This window comes from Microbacterium sp. Root61, assembly GCF_001427525.1.
GTDB lineage: Bacteria > Actinomycetota > Actinomycetes > Actinomycetales > Microbacteriaceae > Microbacterium.
This window is the reverse complement of record NZ_LMGU01000001.1, coordinates 471,700-487,341: the sequence shown is the minus strand read 5'-3', so window position 1 is coordinate 487,341 and position 15,642 is coordinate 471,700. Positions and strand designations below refer to the sequence as shown.

The following is a 15,642-nucleotide window of genomic DNA, read 5'->3' as shown; positions in this document are numbered from 1 at the left end:
GTCAAGGCCAGGGTTGCTCAGAGAAGACCTGCGGGTTCCGGCACGTCATCCCTCGGTGCGAAGGTGCGCGGGCGGGCCGGCGCCGAAGCGCCCTCCTGCCCCTCAAGCACCGACAACGCCCACCAGGCGATGAGGGCGGTCGCGAGCGTGACCAGGATGCCGGTCAGTCCGATCGGCCAGATGACCACGGTCGCCACCGCCAGGACGATGATCGTCAGCGTGATGAGCGCATGCTGCTCACGAAGCACATGGCGCCAGCGCTGATCCGCGATGCCGTTCAGGCCGATGCGCTGCCGGACCTGCTCGTTCAACGCTGCTATCCACCCGCGGACTGTGCCGCTGTTGGAGAGGATCGCGAGGGTCGCGATGAGTGCCCCGACGATCAGCACACCCGTGGTGGTGTGTCGTATCCGGCCGATGACCTGCTCGTACACCGCTGCCGCCGCATCCCCCGAGATGTTCATCTGTACGGCCAAGGAGACGAGGGCGGCCGCGCCGACGGTGAGGCCGACGAGCAGGATGCTGGAGGAGACGGCCAGTCCGACTCCAGTGCCGATGACCCCATGAACTCGACGGCGAGCGAAGAGGATGCCTGCGCCGAAGAGGCCGATGCACAGCAACGGTACGACGACGCCGGCAGTGACCGCGAGGGTGTAGACCGTCCCTACAGCGACGAGCGCATCGCTCTGTGCGATGACGAACGTGGCATCGACCACCGGGATCTGCGCCGCGAGCTCGATGCCGTTCTCCAGAAGGTGCGCCTTGGCTGCCTCGATGATGGGGGCGAGTCGGATGCTGACGTGTCCGCTCCCGTCGATCGTCAGAGCGCTCGTCGGTGTCGCGGGGGTGACCGCCGATATCAGCGCACGGTGGCTCTCGCGGAGTGCCGCGCTCCATACATCGGCGAACGCCTCGGACGACACGAACGTGGAGACGCCGGTGCGCAGGAGGGTATGGATTCCGGCTGCTGCGGGAGCGCGCAGCAGGTCGAGGGCTGCGACAGCGCGATCGCCCAGCCCGAGCTCTTCGACTCCGTCGAACAGCGCGTTGGTGGTGGCATCGATGTCGACCTCGTCGTCGATGAGCATCACCACGGCATCCGTGACGGCGGCCTGCACGGTGGGATCAGTCGCCAGGGGCGCGAAGGTCGCGACGAAGCTCGATTCGTCGGTCAATTCAGCACGCGCCCACGCGCTGACGACCGACACAGGGACCAGGATCGCGGCGACCACGATGCAGAGCGCGGAAGCGAACGCACGCCACGAGAACCCTCGCCGACGCCCGGCTCGCGCCCGCAGCTTGGCGTTCTCCGCCTCGAGTTCGCGAATCACATCGGCGAGGTATTCGGACTCGCGCAGGGACGATGCCGTCTCCCGGTTCTCCGGCATCACGCGGCGCCGACGAAGCGCTGGCGCAGAGCCGTGAGCTGCGCGGCCTCCAACCCGAGGCCATCTCGGGCGTACCCGAGGATGTCGCCGTAGCGGACCCGCACCTCCTCGAGGGCAGCGTCCAGGTATTCGCCCCGCACCCCGAGCACGGGCATGAGGAGACTCGTGTCGACCCCCTTCTCCGCGGCGGCGTCGATGATCGGCAGGAGTGCAGGGAGGAGATCGGTGTTGGTCTGGAGATAGTCGTCTCGGACAGCGGCCTCGTCGACGCCGAGCAGCAGAAGCAGGGACGCCGCCGCCCATCCGGTCCGGTCCTTGCCTGTCGTGCAGTGGAAGAGCGCACTGCCGACCCGCTGAGGGTCGACGAGGTCGAGGTAGAAGCCGCGGTAGGCGGCGAGGGCCGAGGGGAGGCTCACGATGCTCCGGTACGACTCGACCATGAGAGCGATGCCCCGCCCTTCGCCGAGCGTCGCGGCGAGTGCGCGGGGATCGGTGACCAGTTCTCCGACGCTCGCCGCCACGTCCTGCGCGCTGTCGGCGAGCACATCGAGTCCCATGATGCGGACGCCGGCGGGCAGGTGATCGGGCGATGCGGTGCGCTCCTCCGCCGTGCGGAGGTCATAAACCGTCGCGATACGCAGGTCCGCGAACGTCCCGAGATCGGCACCGCCGAGTCGGGCGAGCGTTGCCGATCGGTACACCTCACCGGGGCGCACAACGCCATCGGCCGTCTCGAGGCCGCCGAGGTCGCGGAGGTTGGGGGCGCTGTCCAGCGGGACGCGTCGATCCAGGGCAGTTGTCATCGGGGTCTTCCTCCGTTGGTAGCGGTCGAGTTCCTAGATCTGTTCGGGGCGCGGCGCGACCCAGGTGCCGTCGAGCACGGACGGACGAGGCCGATATAGGCGGAGCGTGTAGTTCCAGCCCGGCATGATGGGCAAAGCGTTCGGGATGCCGCCGACGTGTTCGCCGAAGCGCACGACGACGCTGCCGTCCGGTTCCGGAGTGCAGGTGAGGCTGTTGATGCTGTTCACACCGAGCGCATTCGGCTCGAAGTAGCCCGCCGCGTTGTACACCGACACCGACCAGAAGGCGTCCACCGGGACATCGTCCAAGCGGAGTCGATAGTCAGCGACAGGGAGGCCCTCATCGATGCTGATGTAGGTGGCCTCATACTCGGGAAGTCCACCCCATCCGCCGGCGGTGCCCAGCAGATGCATGACGGCGTCGACCTCGGCGCAGGTGCCGAAGGCGTGATCGTAGGTGGAGACACCGCGCCCCAGTACGAGGAGTGCGCCACGGGTCTCCGTCTGGGAGGGACCGTCGTACTCGATCAGCGGGAACGGCCCGGTTCCCCCGCCCTCGAGGATCAGGCGGTCCTGCAACCGGTTCACCTCGGCGACGTCGTCGGGGCTGTTGGGGTCGACGAGTATGCGCACCAGAATCGCGGCGTACTCGCTGCCGACCGTTTCAACAGTGAGGATGTGTTCTCCGGCTTCGCGGAGGATGAGAGGGGCGTAGTGATTCTGGTTGACGATCAGCGCCGAGATGTACCGCCCGGCCGTGTCGGGCAGCGTGACCACGACGCCCTCGCGGACGTCGATGATCGCGCTGCTGTACAGCGTGTCGCGGTTCTGGCGGATGATGGGCTGGTCATCCAGCGGAGCCAGTCCGCGGGTGTGATTCCATCGGCCGAGACCGACACCCTGGGCCAGTCGGGAGAACATGAGATCTGATTCGGCGCGAGCAAAGTTGAGAACACTGACTTTCGTGCCAGACATGAGGTTCCTCGCGATCGTGGGTGGGAAGCGCGTTGCCGGAGCGGTCAAGCGGACAGCGCTCTCGCCTGCAAGTCTCACCAAGAACGGCGGGCAGAGGATCCGGACTCATCCTTGAAGGATGAGACCGAGAGGTAGGCGTCGGTCCCCGCCGAGTCGGGTCCCGCTATCGTGGAGCAGTGATCGAAGCTGTGCGCCAGGAACTCGCCACCAGCGAGCCCGCGCATGGTCGGATCGTTCTGCGGAGGAACTGGCTTCGCCTCATTCTGGAATCGCACACCAGCGAACTCGAACAGCTCTGTCTCGCCTATCCCGATCCGCACGACCCCCACATCCTGCTGATCCGGGCGTGCTGTCGCGACCTCGCCGGCGACGCCAATGGGGCTGCGTTCCTTCGCGGTCAAGGGCTGCGCGTCGCCTCCGACGATTTCGTCGCGTGCTTCACCGAACTGCTCCTCGCGGCCGACACCCCGACCAAGACGGCGATCGCCGACCGCGCCCGGCACGCCCTCACTCAGTGCGGCCCGGATGACGATTACCCGTCCGCGCTGTTCCTGCTCGGGTGGGCAGAGGTCCGTCTTCGCCGCGACCTTGCCGGCGCGATCGCCCTGCTCCGCTCCGCATCCGCGGAAGCACGCCTGCAGGACCGCGCCGAGACATTTCGCCTCGCACAGTCCAACCTGGGGTTCGCCCTCACCCAGGCGGGCATGTTCACCGAGGCCGAACAGGTCCTCGACACCCTGCCCTCGGCACCGTCTGCTTCCGACTGGGACCGTTTCGAAGGCGGCCTGCCACAGAGCAATCGGGGCAGCATCGCCTACTGGCGAGGCGATTTCGGACACGCGATCTCAGAGCTCGAGCCGGTCATCGTCGAGGGCAGCCCCGGAACGAACTTCGAGGCCCTAGCCCGCCTGTACCTCGTGATGAGTCTCATCGCTGAGGGGCGCGAGGATCGCTACTACGCTGCGGGGGAACTACTCCAGGGGGTGAGCAAGACCGATAAGCACGGCATCCCGTGGGACACGTTGCGGCGGGTCACATCCGCATGGCTCGCTCACGCGGAAGGACAGGACGAGCGGGCCCTCGACGTGGCTGCTCCGGCGCTCACCCGCGCGGGCGCACCCGTGGCGCACGCGCTTCTCGCCGAGCTCTACCGCCGCATGGACGAGCCGGTCCTCGCTGCTCAGGCACTGCGACTCGCTTCCTCGGCGGCGATGCCTCGCTACGCCCTGGTCAGCACCCTCGTCACCTCGGCGGCCCTCCGCTCTGCCTCCGGCCATGGACATCACGCGCACGAGCAGCTCGACCGCGCGCTCGAAGCCGCAGCCGCCGAGCAGATCGTTGCGCCCTTCCTGGCCGACGACACGGTGGTCGGCGATCTTCTCGACGCCCATGCCCGGCAGGGTTCGCGACACCACCAGTTCCTCAACACCATCTTCGAACGGCGCGGCCGGCACACACGTCGGCTGACCGGGATCCTCACCCGGAGGGAGAAGGAGGTGCTGGCCTGTCTGCGCACCACGATGACCGCGGAAGAGATATCCGCGCACCTGGGCATCGCCTACCCCACCGTGAAAACGCACATCCGCGCCGTCTACAGGAAGCTCGGCGTCACCACCCGACGCGACGCGATCCGCACCGCGGACACGAGGTAGGGCGCGCCGGTCTCCACCTCCGCGGGTCGTGCCTGCCGCCGCCGTCGGAGATCTCAGCCGTAGAAGAGCTTCTCGAACACGCGACGGGCACGACGGGTCGTGCCGAGGTAGTCCTCCTCGACCTGGGTGGCCGAGCGGGGCGGGTACTCGAGCAGGCGGCCGATCCCGTCCAGACGTTTGCGGTCGACCGGGAGCACGTCACTGGTCTGGCCGGACAGCAGCGTGTTCGCGGAGCGCAGGCGGCTCGCCAGCAGCCACGCGGCCGACAGCCGGGATGCAGCGCTCTCCGGAACCAGCCCGGCCTCCTCGGCGACCTTCAGCGCGCCGAGCGTCGAGGTCGTGCGCAAGCCGTGGAGTCGATGCGCGTGCTGCAGCTGCAGCACCTGCACGAGCCACTCGACGTCGCTCAGCGACCCGGGGCCGAGCTTGAGGTGCCGCGCCGGGTCCACCCCCTGCGGCAGGCGCTCGTTCTCCACACGGGCCTTGATGCGCTTGATCTCGCGGATGCTCTGCGGTTCGACGGATGCCGGATACCGCACCTCGTCTGCGAGCTCCATGAACTTGCCGAGCAGCTTCACGCTCCCCGCCACTCCCCTGGCCCGCAGCAGCGCCTGGGCTTCCCACGTGAGCGACCAGCGGCGGTAGTACTCGGCGTACGCCTCCAGCGACCGTGCCAGCGGGCCGTTGCGCCCTTCCGGACGCAGGTCGGCATCGAGGTCCAGCGGCAGCCGATGATCCTCGGACCGCCGCCGCAGCGCGGCCACCAGCTGCAGCGCCAGTTCGTGCGCCCGCTGCGGTTCGACGCCGTTCGCCTGGTACACGTACATGACGTCGGCGTCCGAGCCGAAACCCAGCTCGCGGCCGCCGAAGCGTCCCATCGCGATGACGGAGAAATCGAGTGCGTCGTCCTCCGGCGGAACGACCTCCCGCCGCACGGCGCGTAGCGTGGCCTGGATCGTGACATCCGTGATGGTCGTGAGCGCCTCTGCAACGCCCTCGATCGTGAGGTCGCCCAGTGTGGCCGCCATCGCCGTCCGCAGCAGCTCACGGCGCCGCAGAGCCCGGACAGAGGCCATCGCGACGTCGGTGGTGACGTGACGGGTCTGGATGGCGCGCGCTTCGGACTGCAGCGCGACGCCGGTGCGCGGCTTCAGCAGCTCCGGGGCATCGAGCCAGGCGACCGACTCCGGGATCCACTCCATCAGCTCGCCGACATAGCGCGAGCCCGAGAGCACCTTCGTGAGGCTCTCCGCCGCCGCGGACGAATCGCGCAGCATCCGCAGGAACCAGGGGGTGTCCCCCAGTCGCTCGCTGATGCGGCGGAACGCGATCAGGCCGTAGTCGGGGTCGGCGCCGTCGGCGAACCAGCGGATCATGACGGGCATGAGGTGACGCTGGATCGTGGCCTTGCGGCTGAGTCCCGTGGTGAGTGCGGCGATATGCCGCAGCGCGCCCGCCGGGTCCGCGAAGCCGATCGCGGCGAGACGGTCGTGCGCCTGCTCGGTCGAGAGCGCGCGCTCCTCGGTCGAGAGGGCGGCCACCGCCGAGAGGAGCGGGCGGTAGAACAGCCGCACGTGGATGTCGCGCACCTCGCGCTTGACCGACTCCCACAGCGCCCAGATCCCCTCGGCGGTGTCCGCGAGACCGGACGAGCGCGCCAGGACGCGCTGATCCTCCGGCCTGGCCGGCATGAGGTGCGTCCGCGACAGGCCGCGCAGCTGCAGGCGATGCTCGAGCAGGCGCAGCACGCGGTAGTCGCGGGCGAAGGCCGAAGCATCCGTCCGTCCGATGTAGCCCTCCGCCACGAGGGCGTCCAGGGCCTCCAGGGTGCCGCGCTGGCGGATGAGGTCGTCCGACAGGCCATGCACGAGCTGCAGCAACTGGACGGTGAACTCGATGTCGCGGATGCCGCCCGGACCGAGCTTGAGCTGGTACGGCACGTCCACGGCAGGGATGTGCTCGGTGACGCGCTCGCGCATGCGCTGCACGTTGTCGACGAAGTTCTCGCGCGCCGCGCTCGTCCAGACCTTCGGCTGCACGGCCCGCACGTACTCGTCGCCCAGCTCCGCGTCACCGGCGATCGGGCGCGCCTTCAGCAGAGCCTGGAACTCCCAGCCCTTCGCCCACCGGTCGTAGTACGACAGATGCGAGTCGAGGGTGCGCACCAGTGCGCCCTGCTTGCCCTCCGGGCGCAGGTTCGCATCCACCTCCCACAGCGGCGGCTCGATCTCCACCCCGGAGATGCCGCGCATCGTCTGCACGGCGAGCCGAGTGGCGATGTCGATCGCTCGGCTGTCGGCGAGCTCCTCGGCTGCGGCATCCGTCACTCCGCCCACGAAGATGACGTCGACGTCGCTGACGTAGTTCAGTTCGCGGGCACCGGTCTTGCCCATGCCGATGATCGCGAGTCGCGTCGCCGCGACCTGCTCGCGCGGGAACAGTCCCACACCGGCTGCCCCGCCGGAGATCCGGGTTCGGGCGACGCAGAGGGATGCCTCGAGCGCGGCGCCGGCGGCATCCGCCAGCCGACTGGCCACCGCCGGCATGGCATCGACCGGCACGGGGCTGAGGAGATCGTAGGCGGCGATACGGGCCAGCAGCCGTCGGTAACGCACGCGCAGCGCGACCCACGCCGTCTCTCCCCCGTCGGACGCGAACCCGTCGTGCGCGCCGACGGCGTCGAGCATCGACGCCTGCAGCTCGTCCGCCGACGGAAGCTCGCTGCCGGCGCCGATCAGCTCGGTGACCTCGGACGGATGCCGCAGGTAGAAGTCTCCGAAGCCGTGAGAGGCGCCGAGGATGGCCCACAGGGCACGTCGACCGCTCTCGTCGCCGTAGATCTGCTGCAGCGGGACGGGATCGCGCCGGGCGACACGGACGAGCGCGCCGAGCGCGCCATCCGGATCGGCCGCGGTCGCGGCATCCGCGATCATCTGCGCGCGATCGATCCCGATCAGGCCGGCGAGCTCGGTGAGCAGCTCGTCGGCCTCGGTCAGACGGCTGAAGCCGCGGCGCGCGAGCTCGGTCAGGCTATGGGAGCGGGAGCGTGCGGTCATCGTGCCGATGTCCGCCCGTCAGAGCATCTCGAGGTTGCTCTTCAGCTCGAAGGGCGTCACCTGCGAGCGGTACTCCTGCCATTCCTTGCGCTTGTTCAGCAGCACGTAGTTGAAGACCTGCTCGCCCAGCGTCTCGGCGACCAGCTCGGACTCCTGCATGTACTCCAGCGCGTGGTCCAGGCTCGCCGGCAGCGGCGCGTAGCCCGATGCCCGACGCTCGGCATCCGTCAGCGACCAGACGTTGTCCTCGGCTTCGGGCGGCAGCTCATAGCCCTCTTCGATGCCCTTGAGGCCGGCCGCGAGCATGAGCGCGTACGCGAGGTACGGGTTCGCGGCGGAATCGAGCGCACGGTACTCGACGCGCGAGGACTGACCCTTGTTCGGCTTGTACAGCGGCACGCGCACCAGCGCCGAGCGGTTGTTGTGACCCCAGCAGATGAAGCTGGGCGCCTCGTCACCGCCCCAGAGGCGCTTGTACGAGTTCACGAACTGGTTCGTGACGGCCGAGATCTCGTTCGCGTGGCGCAGCAGGCCGGCGATGAACTGGCGGCCGACCTGGGATAGCTGGTACTGCGCGCCCTCCTGGTAGAACGCGTTCACGTCGCCCTCGAACAGCGACATGTGCGTGTGCATGCCGCTGCCCGGCTTGCCGCCGAGGGGCTTCGGCATGAACGTCGCGTAGACGCCCTGCTCGATCGCGACCTCTTTGATCACCGTGCGGAACGTCATGATGTTGTCGGCCGTGGCCAGCGCATCGGCGTAGCGGAGGTCGATCTCGTTCTGACCGGGGCCGCCCTCGTGGTGGCTGAACTCGACGGAGATGCCCAGGTCTTCCAGCATCCGCACCGACCGGCGACGGAAGTCGTGCGCCGTGCCGCCGGGGACGTTGTCGAAGTACCCCGCGGAGTCCACCGGCTCGGGACCATCGGGTCCGTACTGCGAGGACTTCAGCAGGTAGAACTCGATCTCGGGATGCGTGTAGAACGTGAACCCGGCATCGGCGGCCTTGGCCAGCGTGCGCTTGAGCACGTGACGCGGGTCGGCCACGGCGGGCTGCCCATCGGGCGTCGTGATGTCGCAGAACATCCGCGCCGTGGGGTCGATCTCGCCGCGCCACGGGAGGATCTGGAACGTCGTGGGGTCGGGATGCGCGAGCAGATCCGACTCGTACGAGCGCGAAAGACCCTCGATCGCGGAGCCGTCGAACCCGAGGCCCTCGGTGAATGCACCCTCGACCTCTGCCGGGGCGATCGCCACCGATTTCAGAGTGCCGATCACATCCGTGAACCAGAGCCGAACGAACTTCACTCCTCGTTCCTCGATCGTGCGAAGAACGAAGTCACGCTGCTTGTCCATCGAATCCCCTCTGGTGCCACTGACGCCCGATGGCCAGACTACTGGTCGTCGTTGTCAGTGACGGACGACGACGCCCTACTGGTCGTCCTTGGCCTCTTCTTCCGCCCACGCGCGGGAGCGCTCACGCAGCAGCTCGGGCGCCTTCGCGGCCTCTTCGGCCGTATCGAACGGGCCGGCACGATCGATGGCGGGCGACTCGAATCCGTGCTCCACCGCGCCTGTCGCGAAGTTGTACCAGTACTTCTCATTGTCGCCGCTCATGCTGACTCCCTGTGCGTCGGTGCGGTCCCGAGGAGATGCTCCCCGTGCCGTCGATGGGCCGTTGGCTCGATCATACTTATCCACTCGACGTGGCTGGATAGGCTGGGTACATGGCATCCAAGACTGCGGTCGGTATTGACATTGGTGGCACGGGAATCAAGGGCGGCCTCGTCGACCTCGACGAAGGAAAGCTGCTCAGCGACCGCATCAAAGTCGCCACGCCGCAGGGCGCAGAACCGCCGGACGTCCTGGCCGCCGTCGTGAAGGTGCTCGCCCAGCTCGGCGTGGAAGACCCGTCCGTCCCGCTCGGTGTCGCGTTCCCCGCGATCGTCAAGAGCGGTCGGACGCTGTCCGCCGCGAACGTCTCCCCCAAATGGATCGACTTCGAGGCGGAGAAATTCTTCGAGGACGGCCTCGGTCGCGACATCCACTTCGCGAACGACGCGGACGTCGCGGGCATCGCCGAGGTGCGCTACGGCGCCGCGCGCGGCAAGGACGGCCTCACGATCCTCACGACGCTCGGCACGGGCATCGGCTCCGCACTGCTCTACAACGGCGTGCTGATCCCCAACTCCGAACTCGGTCACGTCCAGCGCGCGAAGCACGGGAAGGATGCCGAGGCCTACGCCGCGTACTCCGCCATGGAGCGCGACGAGCTGTCGTGGGCCGAGTGGAGCGCCCGGCTGCAGTGGTACTACAGCCACATCGAGTTCCTCTTCAGCCCCGACCTGTTCATCGTCGGCGGCGGCGTCTCCAAGCACGCCGACGAGTTCCTGCCGCTGCTGGACCTCAAGACGCCGATCGTCCCGGCCGTGCACCGCAACAACGCCGGCATCATCGGCGCCGCCGCGCTCGCCCTGGGCTGATCCGGGCCAGGCCCGGCACCTGACGCCGAGACTGCAACGGGGCCTCGAGACCGTGGGTATCACCCGCAGTCTCGAGGCCCCGTTGCAGTCTCGCGGCATCCGTCGCGACGGATGCCGCGATACGAAGAGGGCGAATGGGCCGGCCTGTACGCCGGGTTCTGTCCGGGGGCCGAAGCCCCGTGGACGGTCATCTCTCTCGGCGACACGTTGCCGTGCCGCTCTAGCGGCCTACCCGAGGACTCGGCGAGCCGCGTCAACATCCTCTGTCTGGCCTTGCTCCGGGCGAGGTTTACCTAGCGAGTCGCGTCACCGCGACCCCGGTGGTCTCTTACACCGCCGTTTCACCCTTACCGCGGCCGAAGCCGCGGCGGTCTATTTTCTGTGGCACTGTCTCGCGGATCACTCCGGGTGGGTGTTATCCACCGCCCTGCTCTACGGAGCCCGGACGTTCCTCGGCGCGATACGGCGAACCGCACGCGACGCGACCGTCCAGCCGACCCATTCGCACCTCGAGTCTATCCGGGCGTCCTGGGCGTTCAGCCCTTGTCGGCGGTCTCGGCGATGCGCAGGTCGAGGGGGAAGTCGATCGGGAATCCGCCGAACAGCAGTCGAGAAGCGGATGCCGCGGCTTCCCGTGCGGCCTCCGCCACCTGCTCGGCCAGCGCCAGCGGCGTGTGGATGATGACCTCGTCGTGCAGGAACAGCGCCAGATGCGGTCGGGTCGCGAACACCGGACCGGATCTCGGGGCGCCGGCGGACTCCGCGACGGGCGGCATCGCGGCGAGCCGTCCGCGCAGATCGGCGAGCCAGGCGAGCGCCCACTCCGCTGCGGTCCCCTGGACCACGAAGTTGCGCGTGAACCGGCCACGCTCCTTCGCGCTGCGGCGGGCGCGGGCCTCATCAGCTCCTGATGCGTCCACGTCGCTGGCCTGACTCTGCACCGCACGCCACTCGACGGAGGGCGGCGGCGAGGTGCGGCCGAGCCAGGTCGAGACGATCCCGCCGTCGTCGCCGATCCGGGCGGCCTCGTCGACCAGGGCCATCGCGCGCGGGAACGTGCTGCGCAGGCGCGGCAGCAGACGCCCGCTGTCCCCCGTGGTCGCGCCGTACATCGCCCCGAGCAACGCGATCTTGGCCTCGGCGCGGGTGCCGACCGCACCGCTGTCGACGACACCGGCATACAGGTCGCGGCCGCGTGCGGCATCCGCGAGCCGGGTATCGCTGGCCATCGCCGCCAGCACCCGCGGCTCCAGTTGGGCGACGTCGGCGACCACGAGCGTCCAGCCCGGATCGGCCCGGACGGCCTGCCGCAGCTGCCGCGGAAGCTGCAGCGCTCCCCCGCCGGACGACGCCCACCTTCCGGTGACGACACCGGCCGGGACATACGTGGGTCGGAACCGACCGTCGCGGACCCACTCATCCAGCCACGTCCATCCGTTCGCCGTGTACAGCCGGGCCAGCCGCTTGTATTCGAGGAGCGGCTCGATGACCGGATGCTGCTGCTCGGCCAGTTCCCACTTGCCGGTTGACTCGACCAGGATCCCGACCCGGTGCAGGGAGCGCAGGAGCTTCTGCTGCGAGTCGAGGCTCGCGGCTGGATCACCCAGCGCGCGGCGGACGTCGGCGGCGACCTCCTCCATGCGCGCAGGCGTCGCCCCCGCAACCGGGCGAGGTCCGAGCGTGTCGGAGAGCAGCGCGTTGTGGGCCGCCGCATCCCACGGCAGGCCGGCGGCACGCAGTTCGACGCCGATGAGCGCGCCGGCGGATTCCGCCGCCAGGAGGAGTCGGAGCCGCGCGGGATCCGTCGAGGCGGCCACCGCGGCGCGCTGGCGCTCGAACTCGCTCAGCGCCTCATCGATACCCAACGGCGGGCCCGGGTGGCGCCGGGTGGTGTCGGCGAAATCGAACAGCGTCGGGACCGCAGCGGGTTCGGCATCGACGAGCGAGGCGTGGTCCCAATCGGTGGCTGCCCGCAGCGTCGGGGCTTCCGGGACGGATGCGGCATCCCGCAGGATCGCGTGGCACAGGCGCAGATCATGGCAGCGTGCGACGCGCACTCCTGCGTCGAGCAGCTGCGGATACCAGGCGTTCGCATCGCTCCACGCCCACCGAGGTGCGGCGGACGTCTCGCGTGCGGCGACCCAGTCGGTCAGTTCCGCCGGATCGAGCGTGGCGCGCGCGATCTCCTGCGCATCCTCGTCGAGCGCGATCGTGACGACATGGTCGCCCGCCCGGCCCAGGACGATCCAGGTCGCCGCGTCAGTCGCGTCCACCGTCGAGATCTCGCCGGAAGCTCTCGCGCAGATCCATCGACTCGTTGGCCGCGGCATCCGCTCGCTTGTTCGACAGACGGGGCACCCACTCGAACGTGACGTCCCGCCCCGCGATGAGCGCCTGCGCCTTGCGCGCCAGCACCTGCATGTCGGGGTGCTTGATCTTCCACCGCCCCGACATCTGCTCGACGACCAGCTTCGAATCGAGCCGGACGAGGACGGATGCCTCGGCATCGCGATCGAAGGCCGCCTCCAGCCCCGCGATCATGCCGCTGTACTCGGCCACGTTGTTGCTGGCGATGCCCATATAGACCCCGACTTCGCACAGCAGCGCGTCGGTCTCCAGGTCCACCACGACAGCACCGCCTGCAGCGATGCCCGGGTTGCCGCGCGACCCACCATCCGCCTCGACGAGGAGGCGGCGGGTCACAGCCCGGACTCCTCGGTACGCACGAGGATGCCGCCGCACTCGGGGCAGTTCAGGACCGCGTCAGCCGCCGACTGCCGGATCTTCTGCATGTCGGTGCCGGAGAGCACCATGTTGCAGCCCCCGCAAGTGCCGCGCGTCAGCAGCCCGGCGCCGACCCCGCGCGCCGCAAGGCGGTCGTAGAGGGCGACGAGTTCGGGAGCGATCTTGTCCGCAATCGCAGCCCGGTCGCGCGTCGCACCGTCGAAGGCGGCGGTGGCCTCGGCGATGACCCGCTTGGCCTCGGCACTGAGGGTGGAGCCCTCGGCGTTCGTCTCCGAGATCAGAGCCTCCTGCGCAGCGACCGACGCATCGGCCTGCTCGAGACGTTCCATGAGTTCGAGCTCGCCGTCTTCGAGGTCGCTCTTGCGGCGGGCGAGCGACGCGATCTCGCTCTCGAGGCCCTGGGCCTCCTTGGAGTTGCTCGTGTGCGCGAGGCGGTCGGCATCGCGGGCGCTGCGTGCATCCACGACGGCGACGTCGGATTCGATGCGGGCCAGTTCGGCACGGAGATCATCACGCGCACCGAGACGGCCAGACAGCTCGTGCGACAGCTCGTTGCGGCGCCCCACCAGCTCCTGGATGCGAGCCGCCTGCGGCGGGTTCTTCCTCGCGTGTTCGGCCTGTCGGATACGGGCGTCGAGTTCGGCGACTTCGAGCAGTCGGCGCTGGTCGGCAGGGCTGGCATTCACGTGATCAAACCTACGCCAGAACCGCGACCTGAACGGGATCGGAGAATGCGCCGTGTACAGAGCAAAGTTATGCGTCTGTGTCCATTCAGACCCGCAGATGTATCCAACACGTGTTAGGTTGCCCAGAACGCTTAATGGAGAGCGTTCGACGATGGCCCGTTGGGGTGGCCATCGAACCACACGTGGGGAGTAATTTCAAAGATGAAGTTCACGAAGCTCGCAGCCGTAGGCGCGACACTTGCACTCGCAGTCGGATCCGTCCTGGGCGCGAGCCTCGCGGCATCGGCGATCGAAGTTCCCGTTGGCGACATCGGCGTCGAGGGTGGCTCGTACCCGGCCGGCGAATGGTTCCTCGGTCTGCCCGTCGGCGCGACTCCGCTGACGCAGGACGCCACCGGCATGACCATCACCGGTCAGAACCAGCTTCTCTACGGCCAGTCGACCGAAGGTGTCGACGGGGCCGCTTTCGAGGCACTCATCGACGGCGCGGCCTTCACCGGCACGGGCACGATGACCTTCCAGGTGCCCGTCTTCTTCAATGGCGAGGCCAACACCGACTTCACCACGCTGCGCCCCGCCGTGCCCGGCTCGCCCTCGACATCGACGGACTGGATCTCCAGCCGCTCGGTCGCGGGGCTCACCGCCAACACGCCGGTCCCGTTCTCTGACATCCTCGACGCGTTCGGCGACAGCGGCATCGAGGTGCTCGGCTTCGGAGTCTTCGTCGACCCGGGCCAGACCGCTGTTCTGGCGAGCCTGACGTGGGATGGCGTGACCTGGACGTTCGCCACGCCGGTGCCCGCTGTCGTGCCGACGCCGATCCAGAAGCCGGCGACCTTCACCGGTTGATCGACTCCCGCATCTGAACACCGTGTGGCCTGGTCGCGGAAGCGACCAGGCCACACGAACGTCCCGGCCGGAAATCACTCTTATGCGTTCACCATTCCTCGCCGCCGGTGCGGCCCTCGCCACCGGAGCGCTTCTGCTCGCTCTTGTCGCGTGCAGCGCGCCCGAGGCGGCACCCACGCCATCGGCGACACCTCCCGCCGTCACGGCGACGACTCCTGCCCCGATCACGGTGGCCGCTCCCGCGAAGCAGGTCGCAGAGGCCACAGTGGGCACCGTCATCGCCTACGACGCACCCGACGGCACCGTGATCTCCGAGTTCACCAATCCGTTGCCTTCAGGCGCACCGCTCACCTTCTTCGTCGAGGAGAGCAAGGGCGCCTGGCTGCGCGTGCGACTGCCCATGCGCCCCAACAACACGACCGGATGGATCCGTACCTCGGACGTGCAGCTGCGCACACTGAATTACAGCCTCCTCGTCTCCACCGCTGCGCACACCGTCACTCTGCTCAAGGACGACGTGGTCGTGCAGACCTTTCCCGCCGCGATCGGCACCGGAGACACCCCCACGCCACTCGGCCAGTTCTTTCTGACCGAGCTGTTGGCACCGACCAACACCGGGTACGGCCCGTTCGCGTATGGGATCTCCGCCTTCTCCGAGGTCTTGAACGATTTCGGCGGCGGCCCCGGACAGATCGGCATCCACGGTACGGACGACTCCGGCAGCATCGGCCAATCGGCCAGCCACGGCTGCATCCGTCTGCACAACGAGGACATCACGACCCTCGCGAATCTTCTGCCCCTCGGCACACCGATCACGATCGAGTAGGTCGACACTCGCGCCCGGATCGCCCTGCCGGCCTCGACTCCGGCGGAGTCGGGCGCGCACCTCTAGGCTGGACGACCGGCAGCGATCGAGTCGATGCCATCGCGGGGCGGTCCATCGGACCCCTCCGGCTGCCGCACAGCACAGGGAGTGAATCCGAATGAACCACAGCGCCGAGGCCC

At 68.6% G+C, this 15,642-nt stretch carries 13 protein-coding genes and 1 other RNA gene; 4 read left to right on the top strand and 10 right to left on the bottom strand.

Annotated elements, in window-relative coordinates:
• Positions 1-17 precede the first annotated feature (17 nt).
• From ASD65_RS02375 to ASD65_RS02365, 3 genes are read right to left on the bottom strand one after another with little or no spacing between them, the layout of a single operon-like run.
• Entirely contained in the window at positions 18-1,388 is a 1,371-nt protein-coding gene (locus tag ASD65_RS02375) for a hypothetical protein (RefSeq protein ID WP_056217895.1), read from the bottom strand.
• Entirely contained in the window at positions 1,388-2,191 is an 804-nt protein-coding gene (locus ASD65_RS02370; RefSeq protein ID WP_056217892.1) for a tyrosine-protein phosphatase, read from the bottom strand. Before ASD65_RS02370 ends, ASD65_RS02375 begins: the two co-directional genes overlap by 1 nt.
• A gap of 33 nt (positions 2,192-2,224) precedes the next feature.
• Positions 2,225-3,166, bottom strand: a complete 942-nt coding sequence (locus ASD65_RS02365) for a DUF1214 domain-containing protein (RefSeq protein WP_056217890.1) — start codon at positions 3,164-3,166, stop codon at positions 2,225-2,227.
• Positions 3,167-3,342: 176 nt separating this feature from the next.
• Between ASD65_RS02365 and ASD65_RS19275 the strand changes: the two genes are divergently transcribed.
• Positions 3,343-4,818, top strand: a complete 1,476-nt coding sequence (locus tag ASD65_RS19275) for a helix-turn-helix transcriptional regulator (RefSeq protein WP_056217888.1) — start codon at positions 3,343-3,345, stop codon at positions 4,816-4,818.
• A 53-nt stretch (positions 4,819-4,871) separates the two neighbouring features.
• Here ASD65_RS19275 and ASD65_RS02355 read toward each other — a convergent pair whose 3' ends face one another.
• From ASD65_RS02355 to ASD65_RS02345, 3 genes are all read right to left on the bottom strand, one after another.
• Positions 4,872-7,874, bottom strand: coding sequence for a bifunctional [glutamine synthetase] adenylyltransferase/[glutamine synthetase]-adenylyl-L-tyrosine phosphorylase (locus tag ASD65_RS02355; protein WP_056217885.1), 3,003 nt, complete (start codon positions 7,872-7,874; stop codon positions 4,872-4,874).
• A gap of 18 nt (positions 7,875-7,892) precedes the next feature.
• On the bottom strand, positions 7,893-9,230 hold the full coding sequence (locus ASD65_RS02350; protein WP_056217882.1) for a glutamine synthetase family protein: 1,338 nt from the start codon (positions 9,228-9,230) through the stop codon (positions 7,893-7,895).
• A gap of 75 nt (positions 9,231-9,305) precedes the next feature.
• Positions 9,306-9,491, bottom strand: a complete 186-nt coding sequence (locus ASD65_RS02345) for a hypothetical protein (protein ID WP_056217880.1) — start codon at positions 9,489-9,491, stop codon at positions 9,306-9,308.
• A 110-nt stretch (positions 9,492-9,601) separates the two neighbouring features.
• Here ASD65_RS02345 and ppgK point away from each other — a divergent pair, with 110 nt between their 5' ends.
• On the top strand, positions 9,602-10,357 hold the full coding sequence (gene ppgK, locus ASD65_RS02340) for a polyphosphate--glucose phosphotransferase (protein ID WP_056217875.1): 756 nt from the start codon (positions 9,602-9,604) through the stop codon (positions 10,355-10,357).
• A 131-nt stretch (positions 10,358-10,488) separates the two neighbouring features.
• Here the strand turns inward: ppgK and rnpB are convergent.
• From rnpB to ASD65_RS02325, 4 genes are all read right to left on the bottom strand, one after another.
• Positions 10,489-10,858, bottom strand: an RNA gene (gene rnpB / locus ASD65_RS16320) — RNase P RNA component class A.
• Between the two features lie 35 nt (positions 10,859-10,893).
• Positions 10,894-12,630, bottom strand: a complete 1,737-nt coding sequence (locus ASD65_RS02335) for a bifunctional 3'-5' exonuclease/DNA polymerase (protein WP_235566585.1) — start codon at positions 12,628-12,630, stop codon at positions 10,894-10,896.
• Complete coding sequence (locus ASD65_RS02330; protein WP_056217868.1) at positions 12,617-13,060, bottom strand: reverse transcriptase-like protein; 444 nt, start codon at positions 13,058-13,060, stop codon at positions 12,617-12,619. Before ASD65_RS02330 ends, ASD65_RS02335 begins: the two co-directional genes overlap by 14 nt.
• Positions 13,057-13,788: a zinc ribbon domain-containing protein gene (locus ASD65_RS02325; RefSeq protein WP_056217865.1), complete on the bottom strand. Its 732-nt coding sequence runs from the start codon at positions 13,786-13,788 to the stop codon at positions 13,057-13,059. The genes ASD65_RS02330 and ASD65_RS02325 overlap by 4 nt, the downstream gene beginning before the upstream one ends.
• A 201-nt stretch (positions 13,789-13,989) precedes the next feature.
• Between ASD65_RS02325 and ASD65_RS02320 the strand changes: the two genes are divergently transcribed.
• Together ASD65_RS02320 and ASD65_RS02315 are read left to right on the top strand one after the other, a co-directional pair.
• A complete protein-coding gene (locus ASD65_RS02320) occupies positions 13,990-14,637 on the top strand; it encodes a hypothetical protein (protein WP_056217862.1) in 648 nt (215 codons plus the stop codon).
• A gap of 82 nt (positions 14,638-14,719) precedes the next feature.
• Positions 14,720-15,463, top strand: coding sequence for a L,D-transpeptidase family protein (locus tag ASD65_RS02315; RefSeq protein WP_056217858.1), 744 nt, complete (start codon positions 14,720-14,722; stop codon positions 15,461-15,463).
• Positions 15,464-15,642 lie beyond the last annotated feature (179 nt).